At 72.3% G+C, this 21,833-nt stretch carries 23 protein-coding genes and 1 pseudogene; 15 read left to right on the top strand and 9 right to left on the bottom strand.

Features of this window, described 5'->3' with window-relative positions:
• Nucleotides 1-6 precede the first annotated feature (6 nt).
• The gene (locus K8Z49_RS45145) at nt 7-765 is read right to left on the bottom strand and encodes an adenosylcobinamide-GDP ribazoletransferase (RefSeq protein ID WP_075019809.1); all 759 of its coding nucleotides are present in this window, start codon (nt 763-765) and stop codon (nt 7-9) included.
• Entirely contained in the window at nt 762-1,706 is a 945-nt protein-coding gene (locus tag K8Z49_RS45150; protein WP_412516996.1) for a bifunctional adenosylcobinamide kinase/adenosylcobinamide-phosphate guanylyltransferase, read from the bottom strand. Before K8Z49_RS45150 ends, K8Z49_RS45145 begins: the two co-directional genes overlap by 4 nt.
• Before the next feature lie 80 nt (nt 1,707-1,786).
• Between K8Z49_RS45150 and K8Z49_RS45155 the strand changes: the two are divergent.
• The 3 genes and pseudogenes from K8Z49_RS45155 to K8Z49_RS45165 all read left to right on the top strand — a co-directional run.
• Nucleotides 1,787-2,794, top strand: a pseudogene (locus tag K8Z49_RS45155) (RNA-guided endonuclease InsQ/TnpB family protein); the annotation flags it as partial.
• An 86-nt stretch (nt 2,795-2,880) separates the two neighbouring features.
• Complete coding sequence (locus K8Z49_RS45160) at nt 2,881-3,759, top strand: DsbA family protein (protein WP_412516997.1); 879 nt, start codon at nt 2,881-2,883, stop codon at nt 3,757-3,759.
• Between the two features lie 54 nt (nt 3,760-3,813).
• The gene (locus K8Z49_RS45165) at nt 3,814-4,011 is read left to right on the top strand and encodes a hypothetical protein (RefSeq protein ID WP_021599187.1); all 198 of its coding nucleotides are present in this window, start codon (nt 3,814-3,816) and stop codon (nt 4,009-4,011) included.
• A 57-nt stretch (nt 4,012-4,068) separates the two neighbouring features.
• Here K8Z49_RS45165 and K8Z49_RS45170 read toward each other — a convergent pair whose 3' ends face one another.
• Nucleotides 4,069-5,070 (bottom strand): aldo/keto reductase family protein, encoded by a 1,002-nt coding sequence (locus K8Z49_RS45170; RefSeq protein WP_021599186.1) that lies wholly within the window; start codon nt 5,068-5,070, stop codon nt 4,069-4,071.
• A gap of 55 nt (nt 5,071-5,125) precedes the next feature.
• Nucleotides 5,126-5,701, bottom strand: a complete 576-nt coding sequence (locus tag K8Z49_RS45175) for a DUF3043 domain-containing protein (protein ID WP_412516998.1) — start codon at nt 5,699-5,701, stop codon at nt 5,126-5,128.
• Between the two features lie 133 nt (nt 5,702-5,834).
• Between K8Z49_RS45175 and K8Z49_RS45180 the strand changes: the two genes are divergently transcribed.
• The 6 genes from K8Z49_RS45180 to pspAB (K8Z49_RS45205) all read left to right on the top strand — a co-directional run bounded on the left by K8Z49_RS45180 (nt 5,835) and on the right by pspAB (K8Z49_RS45205) (nt 10,117).
• The gene (locus tag K8Z49_RS45180; RefSeq protein WP_024936548.1) at nt 5,835-6,647 is read left to right on the top strand and encodes a PspA/IM30 family protein; all 813 of its coding nucleotides are present in this window, start codon (nt 5,835-5,837) and stop codon (nt 6,645-6,647) included.
• Nucleotides 6,644-6,922: a PspA-associated protein PspAA gene (pspAA, locus tag K8Z49_RS45185; RefSeq protein WP_021599183.1), complete on the top strand. Its 279-nt coding sequence runs from the start codon at nt 6,644-6,646 to the stop codon at nt 6,920-6,922. Before K8Z49_RS45180 ends, pspAA begins: the two co-directional genes overlap by 4 nt.
• 99 nt (nt 6,923-7,021) lie before the next feature.
• Nucleotides 7,022-7,939, top strand: coding sequence for a zinc metalloprotease HtpX (htpX, locus tag K8Z49_RS45190; protein WP_021599182.1), 918 nt, complete (start codon nt 7,022-7,024; stop codon nt 7,937-7,939).
• Nucleotides 7,940-7,942: 3 nt separating this feature from the next.
• Nucleotides 7,943-8,512, top strand: a complete 570-nt coding sequence (gene pspAB, locus K8Z49_RS45195) for a PspA-associated protein PspAB (protein ID WP_111832944.1) — start codon at nt 7,943-7,945, stop codon at nt 8,510-8,512.
• A gap of 77 nt (nt 8,513-8,589) precedes the next feature.
• Nucleotides 8,590-9,519, top strand: a complete 930-nt coding sequence (locus tag K8Z49_RS45200; RefSeq protein WP_412516999.1) for a M48 family metalloprotease — start codon at nt 8,590-8,592, stop codon at nt 9,517-9,519.
• 1 nt (nt 9,520) lies between these two features.
• Nucleotides 9,521-10,117: a PspA-associated protein PspAB gene (gene pspAB, locus K8Z49_RS45205; RefSeq protein ID WP_250369823.1), complete on the top strand. Its 597-nt coding sequence runs from the start codon at nt 9,521-9,523 to the stop codon at nt 10,115-10,117.
• 10 nt (nt 10,118-10,127) lie between these two features.
• Here pspAB (K8Z49_RS45205) and nadA read toward each other — a convergent pair whose 3' ends face one another.
• Nucleotides 10,128-11,282 carry a quinolinate synthase NadA gene (nadA, locus tag K8Z49_RS45210; protein WP_412517000.1) on the bottom strand — a complete coding sequence of 385 codons (1,155 nt, stop codon included), beginning with the start codon at nt 11,280-11,282 and terminating at the stop codon, nt 10,128-10,130.
• Nucleotides 11,283-11,518: 236 nt separating this feature from the next.
• Between nadA and K8Z49_RS45215 the strand changes: the two genes are divergently transcribed.
• Nucleotides 11,519-11,881, top strand: coding sequence for a HesB/IscA family protein (locus K8Z49_RS45215; RefSeq protein ID WP_412517001.1), 363 nt, complete (start codon nt 11,519-11,521; stop codon nt 11,879-11,881).
• A 193-nt stretch (nt 11,882-12,074) separates the two neighbouring features.
• Nucleotides 12,075-13,061 (top strand): carbohydrate kinase family protein, encoded by a 987-nt coding sequence (locus tag K8Z49_RS45220; protein ID WP_021599832.1) that lies wholly within the window; start codon nt 12,075-12,077, stop codon nt 13,059-13,061.
• Nucleotides 13,062-13,120: 59 nt separating this feature from the next.
• Here K8Z49_RS45220 and K8Z49_RS45225 read toward each other — a convergent pair whose 3' ends face one another.
• Nucleotides 13,121-13,429: a sulfurtransferase TusA family protein gene (locus K8Z49_RS45225; RefSeq protein WP_021599831.1), complete on the bottom strand. Its 309-nt coding sequence runs from the start codon at nt 13,427-13,429 to the stop codon at nt 13,121-13,123.
• Nucleotides 13,426-14,604, bottom strand: a complete 1,179-nt coding sequence (locus tag K8Z49_RS45230; RefSeq protein WP_075019815.1) for a cysteine desulfurase family protein — start codon at nt 14,602-14,604, stop codon at nt 13,426-13,428. The genes K8Z49_RS45225 and K8Z49_RS45230 overlap by 4 nt, the downstream gene beginning before the upstream one ends.
• Before the next feature lie 163 nt (nt 14,605-14,767).
• On the opposite strand from K8Z49_RS45230, the gene coxB reads away from it, so the two are divergent.
• The 4 genes from coxB (at nt 14,768) to K8Z49_RS45250 (ending at nt 19,057) form a co-directional block, all read left to right on the top strand.
• A complete protein-coding gene (coxB, locus tag K8Z49_RS45235) occupies nt 14,768-15,559 on the top strand; it encodes a cytochrome c oxidase subunit II (RefSeq protein ID WP_052357951.1) in 792 nt (263 codons plus the stop codon).
• 74 nt (nt 15,560-15,633) lie between these two features.
• On the top strand, nt 15,634-17,223 hold the full coding sequence (gene ctaD / locus K8Z49_RS45240) for a cytochrome c oxidase subunit I (RefSeq protein WP_235206579.1): 1,590 nt from the start codon (nt 15,634-15,636) through the stop codon (nt 17,221-17,223).
• A gap of 3 nt (nt 17,224-17,226) precedes the next feature.
• On the top strand, nt 17,227-17,637 hold the full coding sequence (locus K8Z49_RS45245) for a cytochrome c oxidase subunit 4 (protein WP_021599302.1): 411 nt from the start codon (nt 17,227-17,229) through the stop codon (nt 17,635-17,637).
• A 133-nt stretch (nt 17,638-17,770) separates the two neighbouring features.
• Nucleotides 17,771-19,057, top strand: a complete 1,287-nt coding sequence (locus K8Z49_RS45250) for a L,D-transpeptidase (protein ID WP_021599303.1) — start codon at nt 17,771-17,773, stop codon at nt 19,055-19,057.
• Nucleotides 19,058-19,085: 28 nt separating this feature from the next.
• Here K8Z49_RS45250 and K8Z49_RS45255 read toward each other — a convergent pair whose 3' ends face one another.
• Nucleotides 19,086-20,507, bottom strand: a complete 1,422-nt coding sequence (locus tag K8Z49_RS45255; RefSeq protein ID WP_021599304.1) for a M48 family metallopeptidase — start codon at nt 20,505-20,507, stop codon at nt 19,086-19,088.
• Nucleotides 20,504-21,826 (bottom strand): hypothetical protein, encoded by a 1,323-nt coding sequence (locus K8Z49_RS45260; RefSeq protein WP_412517002.1) that lies wholly within the window; start codon nt 21,824-21,826, stop codon nt 20,504-20,506. The genes K8Z49_RS45255 and K8Z49_RS45260 overlap by 4 nt, the downstream gene beginning before the upstream one ends.
• Nucleotides 21,827-21,833: the final 7 nt, after the last annotated feature.

Below are 21,833 nucleotides of genomic sequence, written 5' to 3' on the forward strand. Positions count from 1 at the left end.
ACGGCCTCAGCGGAGCGCGGCGAGGGGGACCAGGGCGGCCGTCGTGGCGACCTCGACCAGCGCGCCGAGCACGTCGCCGGTGACGCCGCCCAGGCGCTGGACGGCGCGGTGCAGGACGAGGGCGGCGGCGGCCAGGGCGGCGGCCACCGCCGCGACGCCGTGCAGCGCGCCGCCGAGGCCGCCGGAAGCCGTCCCGGCGGCGCCGGCGGCCACCAGGACGGCGCCGGTGGCGGCGAGCGCCGCGCCCGCCGGGACCGAACCCGCCACCAGCGCGCCGAGGCCGCCGGGGCGCGCGGACGGGACGCCCGTCCGGCAGGCCCAGGGGAGGGCCAGCCGGCCGGCGACGGACGCGACGAGCACCGCGACGGCGGGCTGGGGCGCCGAGGCCAGGGCGGCGACCTGGATCAGCAGGGTCAGCAGCAGCGTGACGACGCCGAACGGGCCGATGTCGGATCGCTTCATGATCGCCAGTGCCTCGGCGGCGGGCCGGCCGCTGCCGAGCCCGTCCGCGAGGTCGGCGAGGCCGTCCAGGTGCAGGGCGCGGGTGACCGCCGCGGTCGCGGCCACCGCGAGCGCCGCCGCCAGGAGCGCGGAGAGGCCGAGCAGGTCGCCGGCGAGCAGGACCAGGGCGGCGGCGCCGCCGCTGACCAGGCCCACGGCGGGGGCGAGCAGCATGGCCCACCGCGCGGTGTCCCGGTCGGCCCGGCCGGTCCCGAACGGCACGACGGTGAGCAGCGTGACCGCCAGCCGCAGCCCCGCGATCACGGGAGGTCCATGACGCGTCCCGCCACCACCAGCGCCGCCTCCTCGGACTCGGCCGCGAGGCGCTGGTTGAGCCGGCCGAGCGCGTCGCCGAACGCCCGCCCGGACGCCGTCGCCGGCACCAGCGACAGGCCGACCTCCTCGCTCACCGCGACGACCCGCGCCCGCGTGCCGCGCCATGCCTCGACGAGGGCGTCCAGGCGCGGGCGCACCCGGGAGGGGTCTTCCCAGGCGCCGGTCTCGTCCATGGCGGCGGCCAGCCACGTGCCGATGCCGTCCACCAGGACCGGGCCCGTCGCGGATCCGAGCACGCCCGCGAGGTCGGTCGTCTCGACCGTGCCCCACCATGCGGGACGGCGCAGCCGGTGCGCGGCGACCCGGGCCGTCCATTCCGGGTCGTCGTCCCGCACCGGACCCGTGGCGACATAGAGGACGTCGGGGCACGCCGCCAGCCGCAGCTCCGCCTCGGCGGACTTGCCCGACCGGGACCCGCCGAGAAGCAGCGTCCGGAACGGCCCCTGCCGAGGCCGCCTCCAGAAGGCCATGCGGCGTTCCAGCTCGGACGGCGAGGGCAGGCGGTGGTCGGCATGGACGGCGAGGACCTCCGTCCCGGGCGTCACGGCCCCGGTGCGGCGCAGCAGGCCCAGATGATCGGGGGAGCCCGCCAGGTCGAGCAGGACGGCCTCGTACTCGACGCCGTCCTGCGGTTCCGGCGTGCCGCCCGGACCCGACGCCACCAGCACGCGCCCTCCGCCCGGCGCGCGCACCTCGTACCCGCCGGGCACGTCGGTCCGCGGCAGATCCTCCAGCGCCACCCCGTCCACCACGGCCTCGAACGGATCGAGCCGGACGCCGGCGGCGCGCAGCCGGTTGCACGACGCGCACCGGCACTCCGGCGCCGGCCAGCCCTGGGCGGAGGCGATTCCCTTGACCTCGATGCTCATCGGAAACATCCGAGGAGACCCTCGCCTTCAGGCGGGGAAGGAATCAGACCCCTGCGGAGCAGGACAGGGACAGGCGATTCATGGCGCAGATCGTGAAGCGGGCCTACAAGTACCGCTTCTACCCGACCCCCGGACAAGCCCAAGAGCTTGCCCGGACGTTCGGCTGCGTCCGCCTCGTCTACAACAAGGCTCTGGAAGAACGCACCCGCGCCTACACGCTGGAAGGGCGCCGCATCTCCTACGTGGAGACGTCGGCGATGCTGACGGCGTGGAAGCGGACCGCGGAACTGGCCTTCGTGGGCGAGGTGTCCTCGGTGCCGCTTTAGCAGGCGCTTCGCCACCTGCAGGCCGCGTTCGCGAACTTCTTCGCCAAGCGGGCCAAGTACCCGACGTTCAAGAGCAAGAAGAAGTCCCGCGCGTCGGTCGAGTACACCCGCAGCGCCTTCCGCTGGAAGGACGGGCAACTGCACCTGGCCAAGACGTACGGCCCGCTGGACATCGTGTGGTCTCGTCCCCTCCCAGAGGGTGCGGAGTCGTCCACCGTGACGGTCCCGCGCCACAGCGCGGGACGCTGGTTCGTGTCCATCCTGGTCGAGGAGGAGATCCGCCCGCTGGCCCCGGTCGAGTCCGCCGTAGGGGTGGATGCAGGGGTCACGGCGCTGGTGACGCTGTCCACCGGGGAGAAGATCGAGGACCTGACCGTCCGCAACATGGTCCGGAACCACTCGTTGGCCCGCGCTATCTCCGACGCGGCTTGGCGTGAGCTGCGGTCGATGCTGGAGTACAAGTGCACCTGGTACGGGCGCGAACTGGTCACGGTCGACCGGTGGTTCCCGTCGTCGAAGCTGTGCCCGGCGTGCGGGACCCTGCAGGAGAAGATGCCGCTGAGCATCCGGACGTGGGAATGCGCCTGCGGCGCGGTCCACGACCGCGACGTGAACGCGGCCAGGAACGTGCTCGCCGCAGGGCTGGCGGAGAGCTGAAACGCCTGTGGAGCTGGCGTAAGACCTCAACGAGAGTCCTCTCGGACGAGGCGGCCGGCTGTGAAGCAGGAAGCCCAACCGGCGACGGTTGGAATTCCCCGCCTTCAGGCGGGGAGGAAGTCAACTCGGTCGGAACTCTACGGCTACGCTCACCCCTACGGATCACAGCGTCACCATCAGGAGGAACGCCGGTGGGCAACCCCCCGAACCCGCCCTGGCCGGGCCAGCCGGGCCACGGCGGGCCGCAGCCGCCCTACGGACCGCCGCCCGTCCCGCCGGGCGGGCCCGCACCCGGCATGCCCGGCGGTCCCGGCTGGCGGCCCGGCCCGCCCCCGCCGCCGCGCAAGGGCGGGGGGCTGGTGGTGGCGCTGGTCGGCGGGGGCCTGGTCCTGGTGCTGGTCCTGGTGGCGGCCGTCGTGCTGGTCGTCCAGAGCGGCGACGACGAAGGAGGCGGCGGGGGCGGCGGCACCGAGGTGCCGCTGCGGGTCGGCAAGATCGCCGGCGGCGCGGAGGCCCGGCCCCTCGCGGACGGGAGCCTGGAGATGGCCCGGCCGGGCGTCACCGCGCCCGTCGTCGACATCTACGAGGACTTCGCCTGCCCGCCCTGCGGCGCCTTCGACCGCAAACACGACCCGATGCTGAAGCAGCTGGCGGTCGCGGGCCGCGCCAAGGTCGTGTTCCACCCGATGCTGATCTTCGGCGAGAGCGTCCAGCCCGCGCACGACAACTCGCTGCGGGCCGCCGCGGCGCTGCGCTGCGTCGGCGACGGCGCGCACTGGCTCTCCTACCAGGACGCCCTCTACGCCCACCAGCCGGCGAGCGAGAACACCACGGGCTACACGACGGACGAGCTGCTCTCCTACGCGAAGCCGCTGGGACTGACCGGCGACGACTTCACGTCCTGCGTGAAGGAGCAGAGCCACGCCGACAGCGTGAAGACCGTCAGCCAGGGCTACATATCCTCCGGGGTCCGGGGCACGCCGAGCGTGCGGATCAACGGGCGGACGCTCGACTCGTCCGACACCGGGAGCCCGGAGGCGCTGCGCCGCGCCATCGAGGCCGCGTCCTGACGGGACCGGGCCGGGAAGCCCGCTAGTCTCACCGCGACGAGGGAGGTCGAGCGGATGGCGTGGAGCTGGCGTTTGGAGAAGGCCGACGGGAGCGCGGCCGGCATGTCGGAGGAGACCTTCTCCACCCAGGCGGACGCGGAGAGCTGGCTGGGGGAGAACTGGCGGGGCCTGCGCGCCGAGGAGGTCGACAAGGTGACCCTCCTGGACGGCGAGACGATCGTGTACGGGATGAGCCTGCACGACCCGGAGTGACCGGGGAAAGGCGAAAGGGCCGCGGAGCGCGACGCTCCGCGGCCCTCGTGCACGCGGCTAGGGACGGCGGCGCGGGCTGGCCGTCTTGGCCGGGTCGCGGATGACGACGTCACCCAGGATGTCGTCGATCCGCTTCAACACGTCGGCCTCCAGCTTCACCCCGGCGGCCTTGACGTTGTCGGCGACCTGTTCCGGACGGGACGCGCCCACGATCGCCGCCGACACGTTCGGGTTCTGCAGCGTCCACGCGATCGCGAGCTGCGCCATCGACAGCCCGAGGTCGTCCGCGACCGGCTTGAGGTTCTGCACGCGGGTCAGCAGGTCGTCGTTCAGGTAGCGCTTGATCATGTCGGCGCCGCCCTTGTCGTCGGTGGCGCGCGACCCCTCCGGCAGCGGCCGCCCGGGCAGGTACTTGCCGGTCAGCACGCCCTGCGCGATCGGCGACCAGACGATCTGGCCGACCCCCTCGCGCTCGCACAGCGGCACGACCTCCTCCTCGATGACCCGCCACAGCATCGAGTACTGCGGCTGGCTGGAGACGATCCGGTCGAACCCCATCTCGTCGGCGATCTTGAGGGCCCGCTCGATCTCCTCCGCCCGCCACTCCGAGACGCCGACGTAGAGGACCTTGCCCTGCCGGACGAGGTCGTCGAACGCGCGCATGGTCTCTTCGAGGGGGGTCTCGTAGTCGAACCGGTGGGCCTGGTAGAGGTCCACGTAGTCCGTCCCGAGGCGGCGCAGGGAACCGTTGATCGACTCGAAGACGTGCTTGCGGGACAGGCCCCGGTCGTTCGCGCCGGGCCCGGTGGGCCAGTAGACCTTGGTGAAGATCTCCAGCCCCTCGCGGCGCTGCCCCTTGAGCGCGCGCCCGAGGACCTCCTCGGCGCGCGTTCCGGCGTAGACGTCCGCGGTGTCGAAGGTGGTGATCCCCTCGTCGAGGGCCGCCCGCACGCACGCGCGCGCGGCGTCCTCCTCGACCTGGGAGCCGTGGGTGAGCCAGTTGCCGTACGCGATCTCGCTGATCTTCAGACCGCTCCGGCCCAGGTTTCGGAACTCCATGACACCCGACCCTAGCCGGGCGGCGATCGGTGCCGGGAGGGCGGACGCGCCGCCGTCAGACCCTTTCCTTCTCGCCGATCCGCACCTGCGGGTTCGGGATGCGCAGCCGGCGGATCTGCATGGCGCGCATCGCCGCGTACATGCCGACCCCCTTGGTGTCCTCGGCGGGGTAGCGCTCGGCGGCCAGCCGCTTGATGCCGCGGCTGAGCATGAAGCCCTCGGCGAACACCACGACGAGCAGCAGCGGCGGCGCGAACAGCACCAGCAGCCGCGCGGCCGGGATGGGCAGCATGCTCAGCAGCACCATCGCGAACATCGCGTACATCAGGTACGAGCCGACCGTGCGGCGGGAGTCGACGTAGTTGCGGGCGAGCTTGCGGACCGGGCCCCGGTCCCGCTTGAGCAGGTGCTTCTCGTCGCCCTTGGCCATGCCCCGGCGCGCCTTGGCGCGCTCGGCCGCCTGCCGCTCCCTGACCTTCTTGTAGGCCTCCTTGCGGCTGGCCGGAGCCGTGATCGGCTGGCGGCGGAGCTTCTCGGCGTCCCTCCGCTTGGGGGTGGGACGGCCCTTGCCATCCGGCTTTACTACCTGAGGAGGATCCGCCGGGGCCTCCGGGGTACGACGCTTGAACACAGGGATCAGCCTACCGGCTGCGAACATCGTGGCTGCCTCGCGCGTTAACGCGTAGGGTGATAAGAACCCCAGCAGTGGTCATTGAGCCCAGTTCACGACTGAGGCGACAGCACGAAGGGACCGGCGCCGCGCGATGAGCGTGATGAAGCGAATGTCGATGATCTTCAAGTCCAAGGCGAACAAGGCCCTGGACCGGATGGAAGATCCTCGGGAGACCCTCGATTACTCCTACCAGCGCCAGCTGGAGATGCTGCAGAAGGTCCGTCGGGGGGTCGCCGACGTCGCCACCTCGCGCAAGCGTCTCGAACTGCAGATCAACCAGCTGGAACAGCAGCAGAGCAAGCTGACCGACCAGGGCAAGAAGGCGCTGCAGGTCGGCCGCGAGGACCTGGCCCGCGAGGCCCTGACCCGCCGGGCCGGGCTGGAGGGCCAGCTCAACGACCTGCGCGGGCAGTACCAGCAGCTGCAGGGCGAGGAGGAGAAGCTCACGCTCGCCTCCCAGCGCCTGCAGGCCAAGGTCGACTCCTTCCGCACCCGCAAGGAGACGATCAAGGCGACGTACACCGCCGCGGAGGCGCAGACCAAGATCAACGAGGCGTTCTCCGGCATCTCCGAGGAGATGGGCGACGTCGGCCTGGCGATCCAGCGTGCCGAGGAGAAGACCGACACCATGAAGGCCCGCGCCGGGGCGATCGACGAGCTGCTGGCCTCCGGCGCCCTGGAGGACTTCTCCGGTCCGAAGGACGACATCCAGGCCGAGCTCGACCGGATGGGCTCCGGGCCCGGCGTCGACCTGGAGCTGGAGCAGCTCAAGGCCGAACTCGGCCAGGGTCCCGCGCCCAAGGAGCTGAACCAGGGCACGCCGACGGCGCAGCCGCAACAGCAGCAGCAGCAGGACACCCCCCAGCAGGCCCCGTGGCCGCAGAACCCCGGGGGTGCCCAGTGATCGTCCGCCTGATGGGCGAGGGCCAGCTCGACGTGGCCGAGGACGATCTGTCCGCTCTGAACATCCTCGACGGCGAGCTGGAGTCGGCGATCGAGTCCGGCGACGAGACGGCGTTCCGCGCCGCCCTGCACGCCCTGCTCGACAACGTCCGCAAGGTCGGCCGGCCGCTCCCGCCGGACAGCCTGGAGCCGTCCGAGCTGATCCTGCCCCCCGCCGACGCGCACATCGACGAGGTGCGCTCGATGCTCGGGGACGAAGGGCTCATTCCAGACTGACGCGCACGAGGCCCCGGGTCGGTTCTGGACATCCAGGCACAAAACCCGGGTCTCGTGCGTTCCTACAAGTGAATAGAACATGTACCGGGGGGTGGTGGCATGGCCAAGACGCGGTACGCCTCCGACCGGGGGCTGACATCGCGGATGCTCGTGACGATGTTCCTGCTGGGGCTGGTGTACGTCGTCTTCGTGGGGGCCTTCTTCGTCTTCGTGCCCGAGTGGGCGGGCGTCGCGCTGGCCGTCGCGGTGATCTTCCTGATCGCCCAGTACTTCTTCTCCGACCGGATGACGCTGTTCGCGATGCACGGCCGCGTCGTCACGCCGGAGGAGGCGCCCGAGCTGCACGGCGTCATCGACCGCATCTGCGCGATGTCGGACGCCCCGAAGCCGCGCGTCGCGATCGCCGACACCGACGTGCCGAACGCCTTCGCCACCGGGCGGAACCAGAAGAAGGCCGTGGTCTGCGTGACCACCGGCCTGCTGCGCCGGCTCGACCCGGTCGAGCTTGAGGGCGTCCTCGCGCACGAGATGGCGCACGTCGCGCACCGGGACGTCGCGGTCATGACGATCGCCTCCTTCCTCGGCATCTGCGCCGGGCTGATCACCCGGTTCGGCCTCCAGTGGGGGCTGTGGGGCGGGTTCGGCCGCCGCAGCAACGACCAGAACACAGGGCTGATCCTGCTCGCCGTCGTCGCGGCCAGCGCGCTCGCCTACGCGGTCTCCTTCCTGCTCACCCGGGCGCTGTCGCGGTACCGCGAGCTGTCCGCCGACCGGGCCGCCGCGCTGCTGACCGGCCGCCCGTCCGCGCTCGCCAGCGCGCTGACGAAGGTCACCGGCGAGATCGCGCGGATCCCGACCAACGACCTGCGGTCCGCGCAGGCGTTCAACGCGTTCTTCTTCACCCCGGCGTTCGGCAAGGGCTTCAGCGTCTCGTCGCTGTTCTCCACCCACCCGACGCTGGACAAGCGGCTCGCGCAGCTCTCGAAGATCTCCGCACAGCTCAGCAGGGGAGTCTGACCCGTGGGTTTCCTGGACACCCTCCTCGGCCGGTCCAAGCCGGCCAAGCCCGACCTCGACCAGATCTTCGGGCTGTCGACGGCGGCGGTCACGCTGGAGGCGGCGACCGGCTTCACCCCGACGGGGCTCGGGTCGGTGTGCTTCCGCGCGGCCGAGGGCGGGGCGTTCGCGCGGCTGCAGGCCGACGTCCAGGAACTGCTGGACGCCGATGCCGGGCCCCGGGTCCAGATCAGCACCGACACCTACGGCTACACGTGGCTGCTCGCCGAGCATCCGCCGGAGGAGTTGCCGGAGCTCGTCACCGACCTGCACGCGGTGAACGCGACGCTGGAGTCGGGCGGGTTCGGACCGCACCTGCTGTGCTCCCTGGCCGGCTTCCAGGGGCCGGACGGGCGCCGGCTCGCGCTCGTCTACCTGTACAAGCGCGGCACGTTCTACCCGTTCGCGCCGCTGCCCGGAGACAAGCGGGACAACGCCCTCGAACTCCAGGTGCGCGGCGCGATCGGCGCCGACCTGCCGTTCGAGGAGGACCTCGGCCGCTGGTTCCCCGTCTGGGGCGCGCCGGGCCTGTGAGCCGGCGCCCCGGCGTGCCCGGCCACTTTGTGCCATATGACGCGGAGAGACGCTTCCGACCGTTTTAACTTGATCCCATGGCGCCCTCCCGCGATGCACCCGAGCCGGGCCCGACCTGGCGGATGTTCGCCACGGTGATCCTGGTCGCGCTCGTCTACGCGGCCGCCGCGCTGCCCGCGTTCCTGGCCGGACCGGTCTGGGGCGCGGCCGCGGTGGCCGCCGCCATGGCCTTCGCGCTCTTCTCGGCGCGGGCGGGGGACCGGCTGGCGCTGCGCGCGCTGGACGCCCGGCAGGTCACCGCGGCCGAGGAGCCGGAGCTGCACGCGGTCCTGGACCGGCTGTGCATGTCGTCGGGGCTGCCGAAGCCGCGGCTCGCCGTCTCCGGCCTGGACGCGCCGAACGCCTTCGCGGCCGGCTCCGGACCCGGTTCGGCGGTCGTGTGCGTCACCGCCGGGCTGCGTTCCCGGCTCGAACCGGCCGAGGTCGCCGCCGTCCTCGCCCACGAGACCGCGCACGTCGCCAACCGGGACGTCCTCGTCGGCGCGGTCGCGTCGTTCCCGAGCCTGTGCGCGGGGCTGCTCCTCGGCTGGTGGACGGGCCTGATCACCGGCCGGGACCGGCACGGAGCCGGGCGCGCCGCCGCCGTGGGCTGCGGGATCGTCCTGCTGCCCGCCGGGGTGGCGGCGGCGGTCCTGTACGCCGTCGGAACGCTGACGTGGCTGGCCCTGTCGCGGCACCGGGAGCTGTGCGCCGACACCACCGGTGCGCTGCTGACCGGACGCCCCTCCGACCTCTCCTCCGCCCTCGACAAGATCAGCGACGCGGTGCGCGACGCCTCCCGGGACGACCTGCGGCGGCTGCGCCCCGTCAGCGCCCTCTGCGTGGTCCGGGCGCGCCGGGCGGCCGCGGGCGGCGGCGTGGCGGACATGCTGTCCTCGCATCCGACGCTGCGGCGGCGCCGGGCCGGGCTGGAGGCCGTGTCCTGGCGGCTGGCGCGCGGGGGCTGACGTGGGGATCAAGGACGGGCTGCTCGGCCGTCCCGCGCCCGCCGCGCCCGAGCTCGACCGGCTGTTCGCGCTGCCCGCCGCCGCGCCGGCGCTCGCCGCGGAGACGGGATTCGCGCCGGCCGGGTCGGGCGGCGTCTGCCACCGCATGGTGGAGGGCGGCGCGTTCGGCGGGTTCGCCCGCGCGCAGCGGGAGGCCGTCCGGCTGCTGGGCGGCGGCGAGGGGCACGAGGTGGGGATGAGCGCCGGGCCGTACGGCTGGGGCTGGGCCCGCGTCACCGGTCCGCCGGACGGGCTCGAACGCCTCGTCGGCGATCTGCACACGTTCACCGCGACGCTGGACGCGGCCGGTTACGGGCCCTACCTGCTGTGCACGGCCGTCTGCTTCCACCGGGGAGACGGGCCGCAGCGGCTGTTCATCGTCCATTCGCCGGTCCGGGGGACGTTCTACCCGTTCGCCCCCCGCCCGCCGGACGTCCCGGGCGAGAACCGCCGCAACAACCTGGTCGAGGCGCACGCCAGGGACGCGCTCGCGGCAGAGCTGCCCATGGAGCCGGACACGGCCCGGTGGTTCCCCCTCTGGGACGCGCCCGGCCTCTGAGCGGCGAGCCCTACGGGAGGGCGAGCATCTGGTCGAGGGCGACGCGGGCGTGGTGCGCGGTCTCCTCGTCCACCTCGATGACGTTCTCCACCCGGCCGGCGGCCAGCGACTCCAGCGACAGCACCAGGTGCGGCAGGTCGATGCGGTTCATCGTGGAGCAGTAGCAGACGGTCTTGTCGAGGAACATGACGTTCTTGTCCGGGTGGGCGTTCGCGAGCCGCCGGACGAGGTTCAGCTCCGTCCCGACGGCCCACGCCGACCCGGGCTCGGCGGCCTCGATGGTCTTGATGATGTACTCGGTCGAGCCGATCCGGTCGGCCGCCGTGACGACCTCGTGCCGGCACTCCGGGTGCACGAGGACGTTCACGCCGGGCACGCGCGCCCGGACGTCGTCCACCGACTCCTTGGTGAACCGGCCGTGCACCGAGCAGTGCCCGCGCCAGAGGATCATCTTGGCGTCCTTGAGCTGCTGCTGGGTCAGGCCGCCCTCGCGGCGGTGCGGGCTGTAGACGACGCAGTCGTCCAGCGAGAAGCCCATCTCCAGGACGGCGGTGTTGCGCCCCAGGTGCTGGTCGGGAAGGAAGAGGACCTTCTTGCCCTTGCCGTAGGCCCAGTCCAGGGCGCGCCTGGCGTTGGACGAGGTGCAGACCACGCCGCCGTGCCGCCCGACGAAGCCCTTGATGTCGGCCGAGGAGTTCATGTAGGTGACCGGGACGACGTCGTCGGCGACGCCGGCGTCCTCCAGGACGTCCCAGCACTCCTCGACCTGGTCGAAGGTCGCCATGTCGGCCATGGAGCAGCCGGCGCCGAGGTCGGGCAGGATCACCCGCTGGTGGGCGGCGGTCAGGATGTCGGCCGACTCCGCCATGAAGTGGACGCCGCAGAACACGACGTAGGGCGCCTCGGGACGCGCCGCCGCCTGCCGGGCCAGCTTGAACGAGTCGCCGGTGACGTCGGCGAACCGGATGACCTCGTCCCGCTGGTAGTGGTGGCCGAGCACGAACACCCGGTCGCCGAGCGCCGCCTTGGCGGCGCGGGCCCGCTCGACCAGGGCCGGGTCGGAGGCCGGCGGCAGCTCGCCCGGACAGTCCACGCCGCGTTCGCTCGCGGGGTCGGCGCCGCTGCCGAGCAGCAGCAGCGGAAGGTCGCGCACTGGGGTGGTCACGGCGGTGTCTCCCTTCGCGACGGGACTTATCGTCGCTTTGACGACTAATGATGGCACATCCCCGGCCCGATGGTGATGTGACGTAGACCGCACCGTCCCTTAGCGTTAAACATGGCCGATAAGCGGAATGGCCTTGTGTCGAGGTACGTTGTCCTACGGGAAGAGGCGTACGATGTCCTCCAGGACAAGCGACAGTCCGCCGCACCGCGGCGCAGCGAGACCCGGGAGCTGAACACATGACGGTTTCAGGCGAGACCACGCAGGAGACCACGCAGCAGGGCGTCGTCCTCACCGACACCGCCGCCGAGAAGGCCAGGGGCCTGCTCGAGCAGGAGGGCCGCGATGACCTTGCGCTGCGTGTCGCCGTGCAGCCGGGCGGCTGCTCCGGCCTCATCTACCAGCTCTTCTTCGACGAGCGGGAGATGGACGGGGACCAGATCCAGGACTTCGGCGGCCTCGCGGTGCGCGTCGACCGGATGAGCGCGCCCTACCTCACCGGCGCCACCATCGACTTCGTCGACTCGATCGAGAAGCAGGGCTTCACGATCGACAACCCCAACGCCTCGGGCTCCTGTGCCTGCGGCGACTCCTTCAACTGATCGTCCGCGGTGACCGGCCGCCCGCGGCGGCCGGCTGATCCGTGCCAGGGGCGGCCGGGCATCATGCCCCGCCGCCCCTTTCCGTTCGGGGCCCGCGCAGGGGTTGCGTTCTGTGGTGCGATGGGCAAGTAGTCTTTCCCGGGTTCGAAACAGCCGGTGAACAGCCGGACGACCACGCGAGGAGAGCGACGCCGTGCGCATCGCCGTGACCGGTTCCATTGCGACCGACCACCTGATGACCTTCCCCGGAAGGTTCACCGACCAGCTCCTGCCCGACCAGCTGCACCAGGTGTCGCTGTCCTTCCTGGTGGACGAGCTGGACATCCGCCGCGGCGGCATCGCCGCCAACATCTGCTTCGGCATGGGCAGCCTCGGCAAGGAGTCCATCCTCGTCGGCTCCGTGGGCGACGACTTCGCCGACTACCGCTCCTGGCTCGAACGGCACGCGGTCGACACCGCGTCGGTGCACGTCTCCGAGATCCACCACACCGCGCGGTTCCTGTGCACCACCGACCAGGACCAGAACCAGATCGCCACGTTCTACGCCGGCGCCATGAGCGAGGCCCGCTCCATCGAGCTGCGGCCGGTCGCCGACCGCGTCGGCGGCCTCGACCTCGTCGTGATCAGCCCCAACGACCCCGAGGCGATGCTCCGGCACACCGACGAGTGCCGCACCCGCGGCATCCCGTTCGCCGCCGACCCGTCCCAGCAGCTCGCCCGCATGGACGGCGCCGACGTCCGCCGCCTCATCGACGGCGCCGCCTACCTGTTCAGCAACGAGTACGAGAAGGCCCTCGCCGAGGAGAAGACCGGCTGGACGGGCGAGGAGATCCTGTCCCGCGTCGGCGTCCGCGTCACCACCCTCGGCGCCAAGGGCGTGGTGATCGACCGCGAGGGCGAGGAGGGCGTGCACGTTCCCTGCGTCCCCGTCGAGAACATCGTCGACCCGACCGGCGTCGGCGACGCCTTCCGCGCCGGCTTCCTGTCGGCGACCGCGTGGGAGCTGCCGCTGGAGCGCGCCGCCCAGGTCGGCAACGCCATCGCCGCGCACGCCCTGGAGGCCGCCGGCCCGCAGGAGTACACCCTCGGCCGCCAGGCGTTCCTCGACCGCTTCGGCGCGGTCTACGGCTCCTCCTCCGCCGCCGACATCGAGCCCCACCTGTCCTGCCCGGTCCCGTAGCGGGACCGCGACGCCGGAGGGCCGCGCCGGACGACGGCGCGGCCCTCCGGCGTGCCGGCTCAGTACGTGCGGCGGATGTGGAAGCCCCAGCCGCCCTGGTGCAGGGTCTCCTCCCGGACGAAGTCCTGCGACTTCATGCGGCACCAGGCGGGGACGTCGGTGCGGGCGGCGGCGTCGTCGGCGAGGACGGCCACGACCTGCCCGACGGGCACCTCGCGGATCCGCTCCGCCAGCATGATGATCGGGATGGGGCACTTGCGGCCGAGCGCGTCGATGACCAGCACCGGCGGCGGGCCCTCCGGCACGGCGGGGGGCGGCGCGGCGTCGCCGGGCGGCGGCCCTGCCTTGGCGCGGCCTCGGAACCTCATGGGCGCGACCGCCTCCCTGTCTCGAAGGTGTTCATCGTCGTCCGGCGCAGGCGGGCGACGGCATCGGGCAGCACGGCGAGGAACCGGCCGACGTCCTCCGAACGGACGCCCCGCGGCAGCGATACCCGCACGTTCCCATGGGTAATCACTCCCATCGCCTCCAGCACGTGACTTGGACGCAGCGTATCCGCCGTGCACGAGCTGCCGGAGGAAACCGCGAAACCCAGCCGGTCCAGTTCGGTCAGCAGCGCCTCGCCCTCCACGTACAGGCACGAGAACGTCACCAGGTGCGGGAGCCGCCGCACCGGGTCGCCGGCCACCTCGACGTCGGGGACGTCCCGCGGGACCTCCGTGCGGATGCGGTCCACCAGCGCGGAGATGCGCGGCGCCTCCGCCGCCATGTCCGCACGGTACGCCTCCAGCGCGGCCGCCGCCGCCACGATGGCCGGGACGTTCTCGAACCCGGGGACGCGCCGCGCCTCCCGCTCGTCGGCCGGCAGCGGCGAGCGCCACCGGGTTCCCTTGCGGACGGCGAGCACGCCGACGCCCGCGGGCCCGCCCCACTTGTGGGCGCTTCCGGCGAGGAGCGACCAGCCGCCCGGCACGTCCGCCCGGCCGAGGGACTGCGCCGCGTCCACGAACAGCGGCACGCCGGCGGCGCGGCACGCCCGCGCGGCCTCGGCGACCGGCTGGACGGTGCCGACCTCGTGGTTGGCCGACTGCAGGCAGGCGAGCGCGGTGTCCGGGCGCAGCGCCGCGGCGAACTCCGCGGGGTCGACGCGGCCCGCCCGGTCGACGCCGACCACGGTGGTCTCGCCGCCGTCGCGCTCGTTCATCTCGGCGGCGTGGAGCACGCTGGAGTGCTCCACGGCGCTCACGACGAGGTGCCGTCCGGTGCGCCGGCGCGCCTGGAGCCCCCCGAGGACCGCCAGGTGCACCGCCTGGGTGCCCGAGGAGGTGAAGGACACCTCGTCGGGACGGGAGCCCAGGACGCCGGCCACCCGCGCGCGGGCCCGGTCGAGCAGCATCCGGGTGGCGCGCGCCGTGCCGTACAGCCGCGCGGGGTCGGCCCACGCCGCGTCCATCGCCTCCAGCAGCGCGGACCGGGCCGCCGGGTGGGGCGGCTCGGTGGACGCGGCGTCGAAGTAGCCGCTCGGCGTGCTCGGTCGGGCCACGCGAGAACACTAACCGGGCACCCGATCAGGGGTTCGCGCGACCCTCGCGCTAGGGTGTCCACCACACGTGTAAACACTGATCTCACCGCCCGGCCGACCGGGCTTTCATCCGTGGGGAAGGCATTCCGTGAGTCCGACCCGCTCTAGGGAGCGGCGTACGCCTGTGCGCAGTCGCCGCGCATTGAGAAGCGCCGGTGCGCTGGCGCTGCTGGCGCTGTCCGCCACCGCGTGCAGCGGCAGCCGCCTGGGCATGCCCGAGCCGATCAGCGTCCAGGGCGAGCGCATGCTGAAGCTCTGGCAGGGCTCCTGGATCGCGGCGTTCGCGGTCGGGGCCGTCGTCTGGGGCCTCATCATCTGGGCGGTGCTGTTCCACCGCAAGCGCTCCGACGACCTGCCGCCGCAGGTCCGCTACAACATGCCGATCGAGATCCTCTACACGGCGGTCCCGTTCGTCATCATCGCGGTCCTGTTCTACTTCACCGCGCGCGACGAGAACTTCGTCGAGAAGACCACCAAGAACCCGCAGGTGGTCGTGGACGTGACGGCGTTCCAGTGGAGCTGGCAGTTCGACTACAAGGAGAAGGACGCCGCGGGCAAGGAGCAGACGGTCGCCTCCGTCGTCGGCCAGCCCGTCGCCCCGAACGGGCCCGCCCCCGCCAAGCCGGTGATGACGATCCCCTCGGGTGAGACGGTGCGCGTGCGGCTCCACTCCAACGACGTCATCCACTCGTTCTGGGTCCCGGCGCTGATCTACAAGAAGGACGTCATGCCGGGCTACGACAACGAGTTCGAGTTCACGGCGAACAAGCTCGGCACCTATGAGGGCCGCTGCGCCGAGCTGTGCGGCGTCGACCACAGCCGGATGCTGTTCCAGCTGAAGGTCGTGACGCCCCAGGAGTTCGACAAGTACATCGCCGATTCGAAGCAGGCTTTGGCCGCGGGAGGTGCCAGGTGACCGCGACGAGTCACGCTCCGAGCACGCCGCTCGCCGCGCCGCGGACGAGCAAGGGGCGCATCCTCGCCTCGTGGATGTCGTCCACCGACCACAAGGTGATCGGCTACCTCTACCTGATCACCTCGTTCGTGATGTTCCTGTTCGGCGGCGTGCTCGCGCTGGTCATGCGCGCCGAGCTGTTCGAGCCGGGGCTGCAGGTCGTCAGCAACGAGCAGTTCAACCAGCTGTTCACCATGCACGGCACGATCATGCTGCTGATGTTCGCGACGCCGCTGTTCGCCGGCTTCGCCAACGTCGTGATGCCGCTGCAGATCGGCGCGCCGGACGTGGCGTTCCCGCGGATGAACATGCTGGCGTACTGGCTGTTCCTGTTCGGCAGCCTGATCGTCATCGCGGGCTTCCTGACCCCGGGCGGCGCGGCGAGCTTCGGCTGGTTCGCCTACGCCCCGCTGTCGGACGCGGTCCGCTCGCCGGGCGTCGGCGGCGACATGTGGGTGATGGGCCTCGCCATGTCGGGCTTCGGCACGATCATGGGCGCGGTCAACTTCATCACGACGATCCTGTGCATGCGGGCGCCGGGCATGACGATGTTCCGGATGCCGATCTTCACGTGGAACATCCTGCTGACGTCCATCCTCGTGCTGCTGGCCTTCCCGGTGCTCGCCGCGGCGCTGCTGGCCCTGGAGGCCGACCGCAAGCTGGGCGCGCACATCTTCGACGCCGCGCACGGGGGCGCGCTGCTCTGGCAGCACCTGTTCTGGTTCTTCGGGCATCCGGAGGTCTACATCATCGCGCTGCCCTTCTTCGGCATCGTGACGGAGATCCTCCCGGTGTTCAGCCGCAAGCCCGTCTTCGGCTACATCGGCCTGGTGTTCGCGACGATCAGCATCGCGGGCCTGTCCATCACCGTGTGGGCGCACCACATGTTCGTCACCGGCCAGGTGCTGCTGCCGTTCTTCTCCTTCATGACGTTCCTCATCGCGGTGCCCACGGGGGTGAAGTTCTTCAACTGGGTGGGGACGATCTGGCGAGGGCAGCTGACGTTCGAGTCGCCGATGCTGTGGTCGCTGGGCTTCCTGGTGACGTTCCTGTTCGGCGGGCTCACCGGCGTCATCCTGGCGTCGCCGCCGATGGACTTCCAGCTGTCGGACTCCTACTTCGTGGTGGCGCACTTCCACTACGTCGTCTTCGGCACCGTGGTGTTCGCGATGTTCGCCGGGTTCTACTTCTGGTGGCCGAAGTGGACCGGCAAGATGCTGAACGACACCCTCGGCAAGATCCACTTCTGGATGCTGTTCATCGGCTTCCACGGCACGTTCCTGATCCAGCACTGGCTGGGCGCCGCGGGCATGCCGCGCCGGTACGCCGACTACGCCAGCGAGTTCCAGGGGATGAACGAGGTCTCCACCGTCTTCTCGTTCCTGCTCGGCGCCTCGATGCTGCCGTTCTTCTACAACGTGTACATCACGTGGAAGCGGGGCAAGCGCGTCGAGGTCGACGACCCGTGGGGCTACGGCTCGTCGCTGGAGTGGGCGACGTCCTGCCCGCCGCCGCGGCACAACTTCAACTCGATCCCGAAGATCCGTTCCGAGCGGCCGGCGTTCGACCTGCACCACCCGCACGTGGGGGCCAAGGGCGAGCTGGCCGGGGCGAAGGGGGAGTAGCCGATGCGCGTCCAGGCGTTCATGTTCTACGGGTGCGCGGTCTTCTTCCTCGCCACCGACGTCGTGTACTGGCTCTGGTCGAAGGACTGGACGGGAACGACGGCGCTCGGGCTGTCGGTCGGCCTGGCCGGGCTCATCGGGTTCTACATCCACTTCACCGTCCGGCGCCTCGAGCGCGCCAACGCGGGGCCGCTGTACGAGGACGACCCGGAGGGCGACATCGCGGACGCGGCGGGCGAGCTGGGCTTCTTCAGCCCGCACAGCTGGTGGCCGCTGTTCGTCGGGCTGTCGGCCGCGGGCGTGGCGCTCGGTGTCGTGTTCGGCTGGTGGCTGGTCATTCTCGGCGCCGCCGCCGCCATTCTGTCGGTGATCGGTCTGGTCTTCGAGTACTACCGGGGTCATTTCGCCCACTGATCAGTAAAAGAACCCCATCGGGGGCCGGTGTCCGCTTTTTTGCGGGTACCGGCCCTTTCGAATACTGGGCGCCGTTTCCAGCGACCGGGCTGGGGGCGGACCGATCGCCCAGGAGGACGACCGGGGGGTCCATATGCGGGTGGGTGGCTCAGGACCGGGCGACCGGGGACGGCGCACCGCCGCCGTGCTCGTCGGCGCCGGCTTGGCGGCGGGTGCCGCGTCGTGTTCGGGGGGCGGCGAACCGGCCGCCCGGGAGGCCGTGCGGCTGGCGGTGTCGCCGGGCGGGGGCGGCGGGAAGCTGCGGCCCGACAGCCCCATCGCCGTCGAGGCGGCGCGCGGCACGATCGAGAACGTGACGGTGACGGCGAAGGGCCGCCCGGTCGAGGGCGACCTCAACGCGGAGCGGACGCGCTGGCGGTCCCGCTGGACGCTCGAACCGGGCACGGCGTACACCGTCGACGCGACCGCGCTCGGCAAGGACGGGCGGACGCGCACCGTCCGCAGCGCCTTCTCCACGGCCAGGGTGAAGAAGACGAACCGCGTCACGCTGGAGGCGCCCTACAACAAGGAGACCGTCGGCGTCGGGATGCCGATCATCATGCGTTTCGACCGGAAGGTGAAGGACCGGGCCGCGGTGGAGCGCGGCCTGGAGGTCACGGCCGACAAGACCGTCGAGGGCGCCTGGCACTGGTTCGGCGACCAGGAGGTCGTGTTCCGGCCCAAGGCCTACTGGCCGGCGCACACGAAGGTGTCGTTCCGGGCGCACATCAGCGGCGTCCGCACCGGCGGGGACGTCTACGGCGGAAAGAACCACGCCCTCGACTTCAAGATCGGCGACTCGCACATTTCCACGGCCGGCGAGGACAGCCACAAGATGGTGGTGAAGGTCAACGGTAAGAAGGCCCGCACCATTCCGACCAGCATGGGCCGCGGCGGCGTCCGCAAGTACACCACCACCAACGGGATCCACCTGACCATGGACAAGGAGGACCCCACGATCATGTCGTCGGACTGGGAGGGCTGCGGTCCGGGCTGCCCCGGGTACTACAGCCTCACCGTCTACAAGGCCGTGCGGATCTCCGACAGCGGCGAGTACGTCCACAGCGCACCGTGGTCGGTGGGCTCCCAGGGGCACACCAACGTGAGCCACGGGTGCATCAACATCAGCCCGTCCAACGCGAAGTGGTTCTACAGGCTGGCCCAGCGGGGCGACCCGGTGAAGGTGACGGGCAGCAACCGCGAGCTGGAGCCGGAGAACGGCTGGGGCTACTGGCAGCTCAAGTGGAAGGACTGGGTGAAGGGCAGCGCGCTGAAGCGGTCGGTGACGACGGCTCCGCACCGGGACGCCGCGACGCTGTCCGCGCAGCAGCAGGGCGCCGGCGCCAAGGCCCCGGAGAAGCAGCGGGCCGAGGGCGACTGACGCGGCGTCCCGCCAGCGCCGTGTCTCCCTAACGCAGGGGCGGCGGGACCTGGACGTGGTGCATGCGCGACCAGTCCCGGGCCATGGCGATCCGGTCGGGGCCGGAGGGGTGCGTGAGCCACAGCAGGTACTCCAGGCCGTCCGGGTTCAGGTCGGAGATGTTGCGCACGGACAGCTCGTGCTGCATCGACACGAACGTCGACGGATCGCGCGTGAGGTCGAGGGCGTGCACGTCGGCCCGCGCCTCGATGCGGCGGCTCACGAGGTTCTGGACGGGGGCGGCGAGGTGCGTCCCCACCGTCACGAGCGCGAGGAGGAGCGCGATGGACCTCGGGTCCGCCGCCCCGCCGCGGGAGCCGGACGTGCCTCCCGGCCCGGCGGCCCCGGCTCCGGCCGTGCCGCCGGGATCGAGCCCGGCGCGCCGCAGGAGGCGCGGAGAGGTCATCAGGAGGTACAGGACGCACACCGCCCCGGCGATGCCCAGCGCGCCCACCAGCGTGCCGTGCAGGACGTCGTCGCGCTTGGCGTGGCCCAGCTCGTGCCCGACGATCGACTCGATCCGCGCGGGCGGCGACTTCAGCAGCGTGTCGTACAGCACGATTCGCCGCGTGGAGCCGAACCCGGACACGTAGGCGTTCAGCGACGTGGTCCGGCGGGAGGCGTCCGCGACGAGGACGTCCTTCACGGGCACGCCGTCCCGCTCGGCCATCGCCAGCAGGTCGGTGCGCAACCGCCCTTGCGGCAGCGAGTGGAACTTGTTGAAGACCGGCTCGACGGCGACCGGGTAGATAAACGACACCAGGACGACGAGGAGGAAGCCGCCCGCGGCGGCGCCCGTCCACCAGTAGCGCGGGAAGCGGCGGATCAGCGCGTACAGCAGCAGCAGGGCGACCGTGTAGATGATCCAGGTGAGGCCGAGGGACTTCAGCTGGTCCACCAGCCACGAAGGCCAGCTCTGCGTGGACAGCCCGTAGCGGCGCAGCACCGACTCGTGCCAGACGTCGAAGGGGAGCCCCGCGACGCGCAGGAGGGTGGTGACCGCGGCGGTGGCGATGACGATGCGCAGCGGCCGGCGGCCGGTGCGGGAGGTGGCCCAGCCGATGAAGCGGGCGCCCAGCGGGGTGAGGCCGAGGACGAGGATCAGCGCGAGGCCGGTGACGAGCCCGGCGTAGGCGGGCGGGGCGAGGGCCGAGTCGAACGCCTTCGAGCGGGCGATCTCGGCGGAGGTGAAGTCCAGCGCGGGGTCGGCCTTCGCGTGCCCGCCGGGGACGTGCCCCGGCAGCGGGTTCCAGGGCGTCGTCAGCGCGAGGACGGCGGCGACGGCGGCGAACAGGACGCCGCCGGTGACGGCCGCGGCGATCCGGGGCGGGCGGGAGCCGTCCGGTGCCCCGGTGCCGCCGGCGGCCCGGCTCTCGCGCGCGGCGCCCTCGCCGGTCTCCGTATCGCTCACGTGAGCTCCTTCTTCACGTAGTCGCGCCACATGCCGGTGAAGCGCTCCCGGGTGAGGCCGAGCACGTCCCGCAGCGCGGCGGCCTCCGAGGCGTGCCCGGCGGCCCGGTAGAGCCGCACGAGCGTCGCCTCACCGTACCGTCCGGCGACCATCCGGCAGGCGAGCCAGGCCTCCTGGTAGGCCTGGGAGAGGCGCGGGGAGCCGCCGGCGAAGGCGGCGGCCCCGGGCAGGGCGGCGGGCACCCGCCCGGCCGCGACCTCGCGGCGCAGCTCGCCGGCCGCCGCGCGGACGCCGATCTCGACGTGCCGGTAGCCGACGTAGTCCGCGAAGCCCTCGATGAGCCAGAGCGGCGTCCTGCGGTCGCGGGCGCCGCCGGTGGCGACGTGGGTCAGCTCGTGCGTCAGGACGACCGTGCGGCCGAGGTCGTTGAGCCTGCCGAAGGCGGTGGGGGAGACGACGATGCGGTCCTCGCCCCGGCCCCCGGACGAGGGCGCCGGGGCGACCGTGGCGAGGGCCGCGATCTGGCCGAGGTTCTGCCCGGGGCCGGCGAGCGCGGAGGCCAGGCCCGGGTCGGCGGGGACGAGCGCGACCACGCGCCGCGCCCAGCCCGCGCCGACGACTCCGGTGACGTCCGGCACGGCGGCGTCCAGCCGGGCCGCGATGCCGCGGAGGCCGGCGGCATCGCCGATGACGAGGGCGGCCCGGCCCCGGGCGACGGCGAGCGGGCCCGCGTCCCAGATGTCGGCGTCGTCGGTCAGCCCGCGGGACGTCCCGTCGCCGGCGATCGTCCACGTCCCGCCGCGCGGGGCCAGCGCGAGGTAGCGGGTGCGGGCCACCTCGCCCCGGTCGAAGCCGCGCAGCCGGTAGCGCACCTCGACGCGGACGATGGCGTGCTCCTCGTCCATGGCCCCGGTGTTCATGGCCCCCGCGTTCATGGCCTGGGTGCCGGCGACGCGCTCGCGCCATCCCTCCAGCGGAAGCGCCCGGAGGTTGTCGTACATGCGCGACTGGGCGTCTCGGAACTCGGCGGGCGCGTCGCCCACGGTGGCGAGGAACGCCATGCGGTCGCCGTCGCGCACGGCCCGGGCGCGGTTGGCGAGGACGGCGGCGGCCGCGGCCGGGTCGAGCGCCCCGGTCGCGCCGAACGTCCCGGCGGCGGGCGTCCCGGCCCCGGACGGATCGGCGCGGGGCGTCCCGCCGCCGGACGGCGGGGCGAGCAGGCCGGCGCCCCCGGCGAGCATCACGGCGGCCCCGCTCGCGCCCAGGGCGAGGGCCCTGCGGCGCGTCACGGGCCCGGTCCGCTCGGCGCGCTCCTCCACGCGGGCG

The organism is Actinomadura madurae (assembly GCF_047130825.1).
GTDB classification, from domain to species: Bacteria; Actinomycetota; Actinomycetes; order Streptosporangiales; family Streptosporangiaceae; genus Spirillospora; species Spirillospora madurae.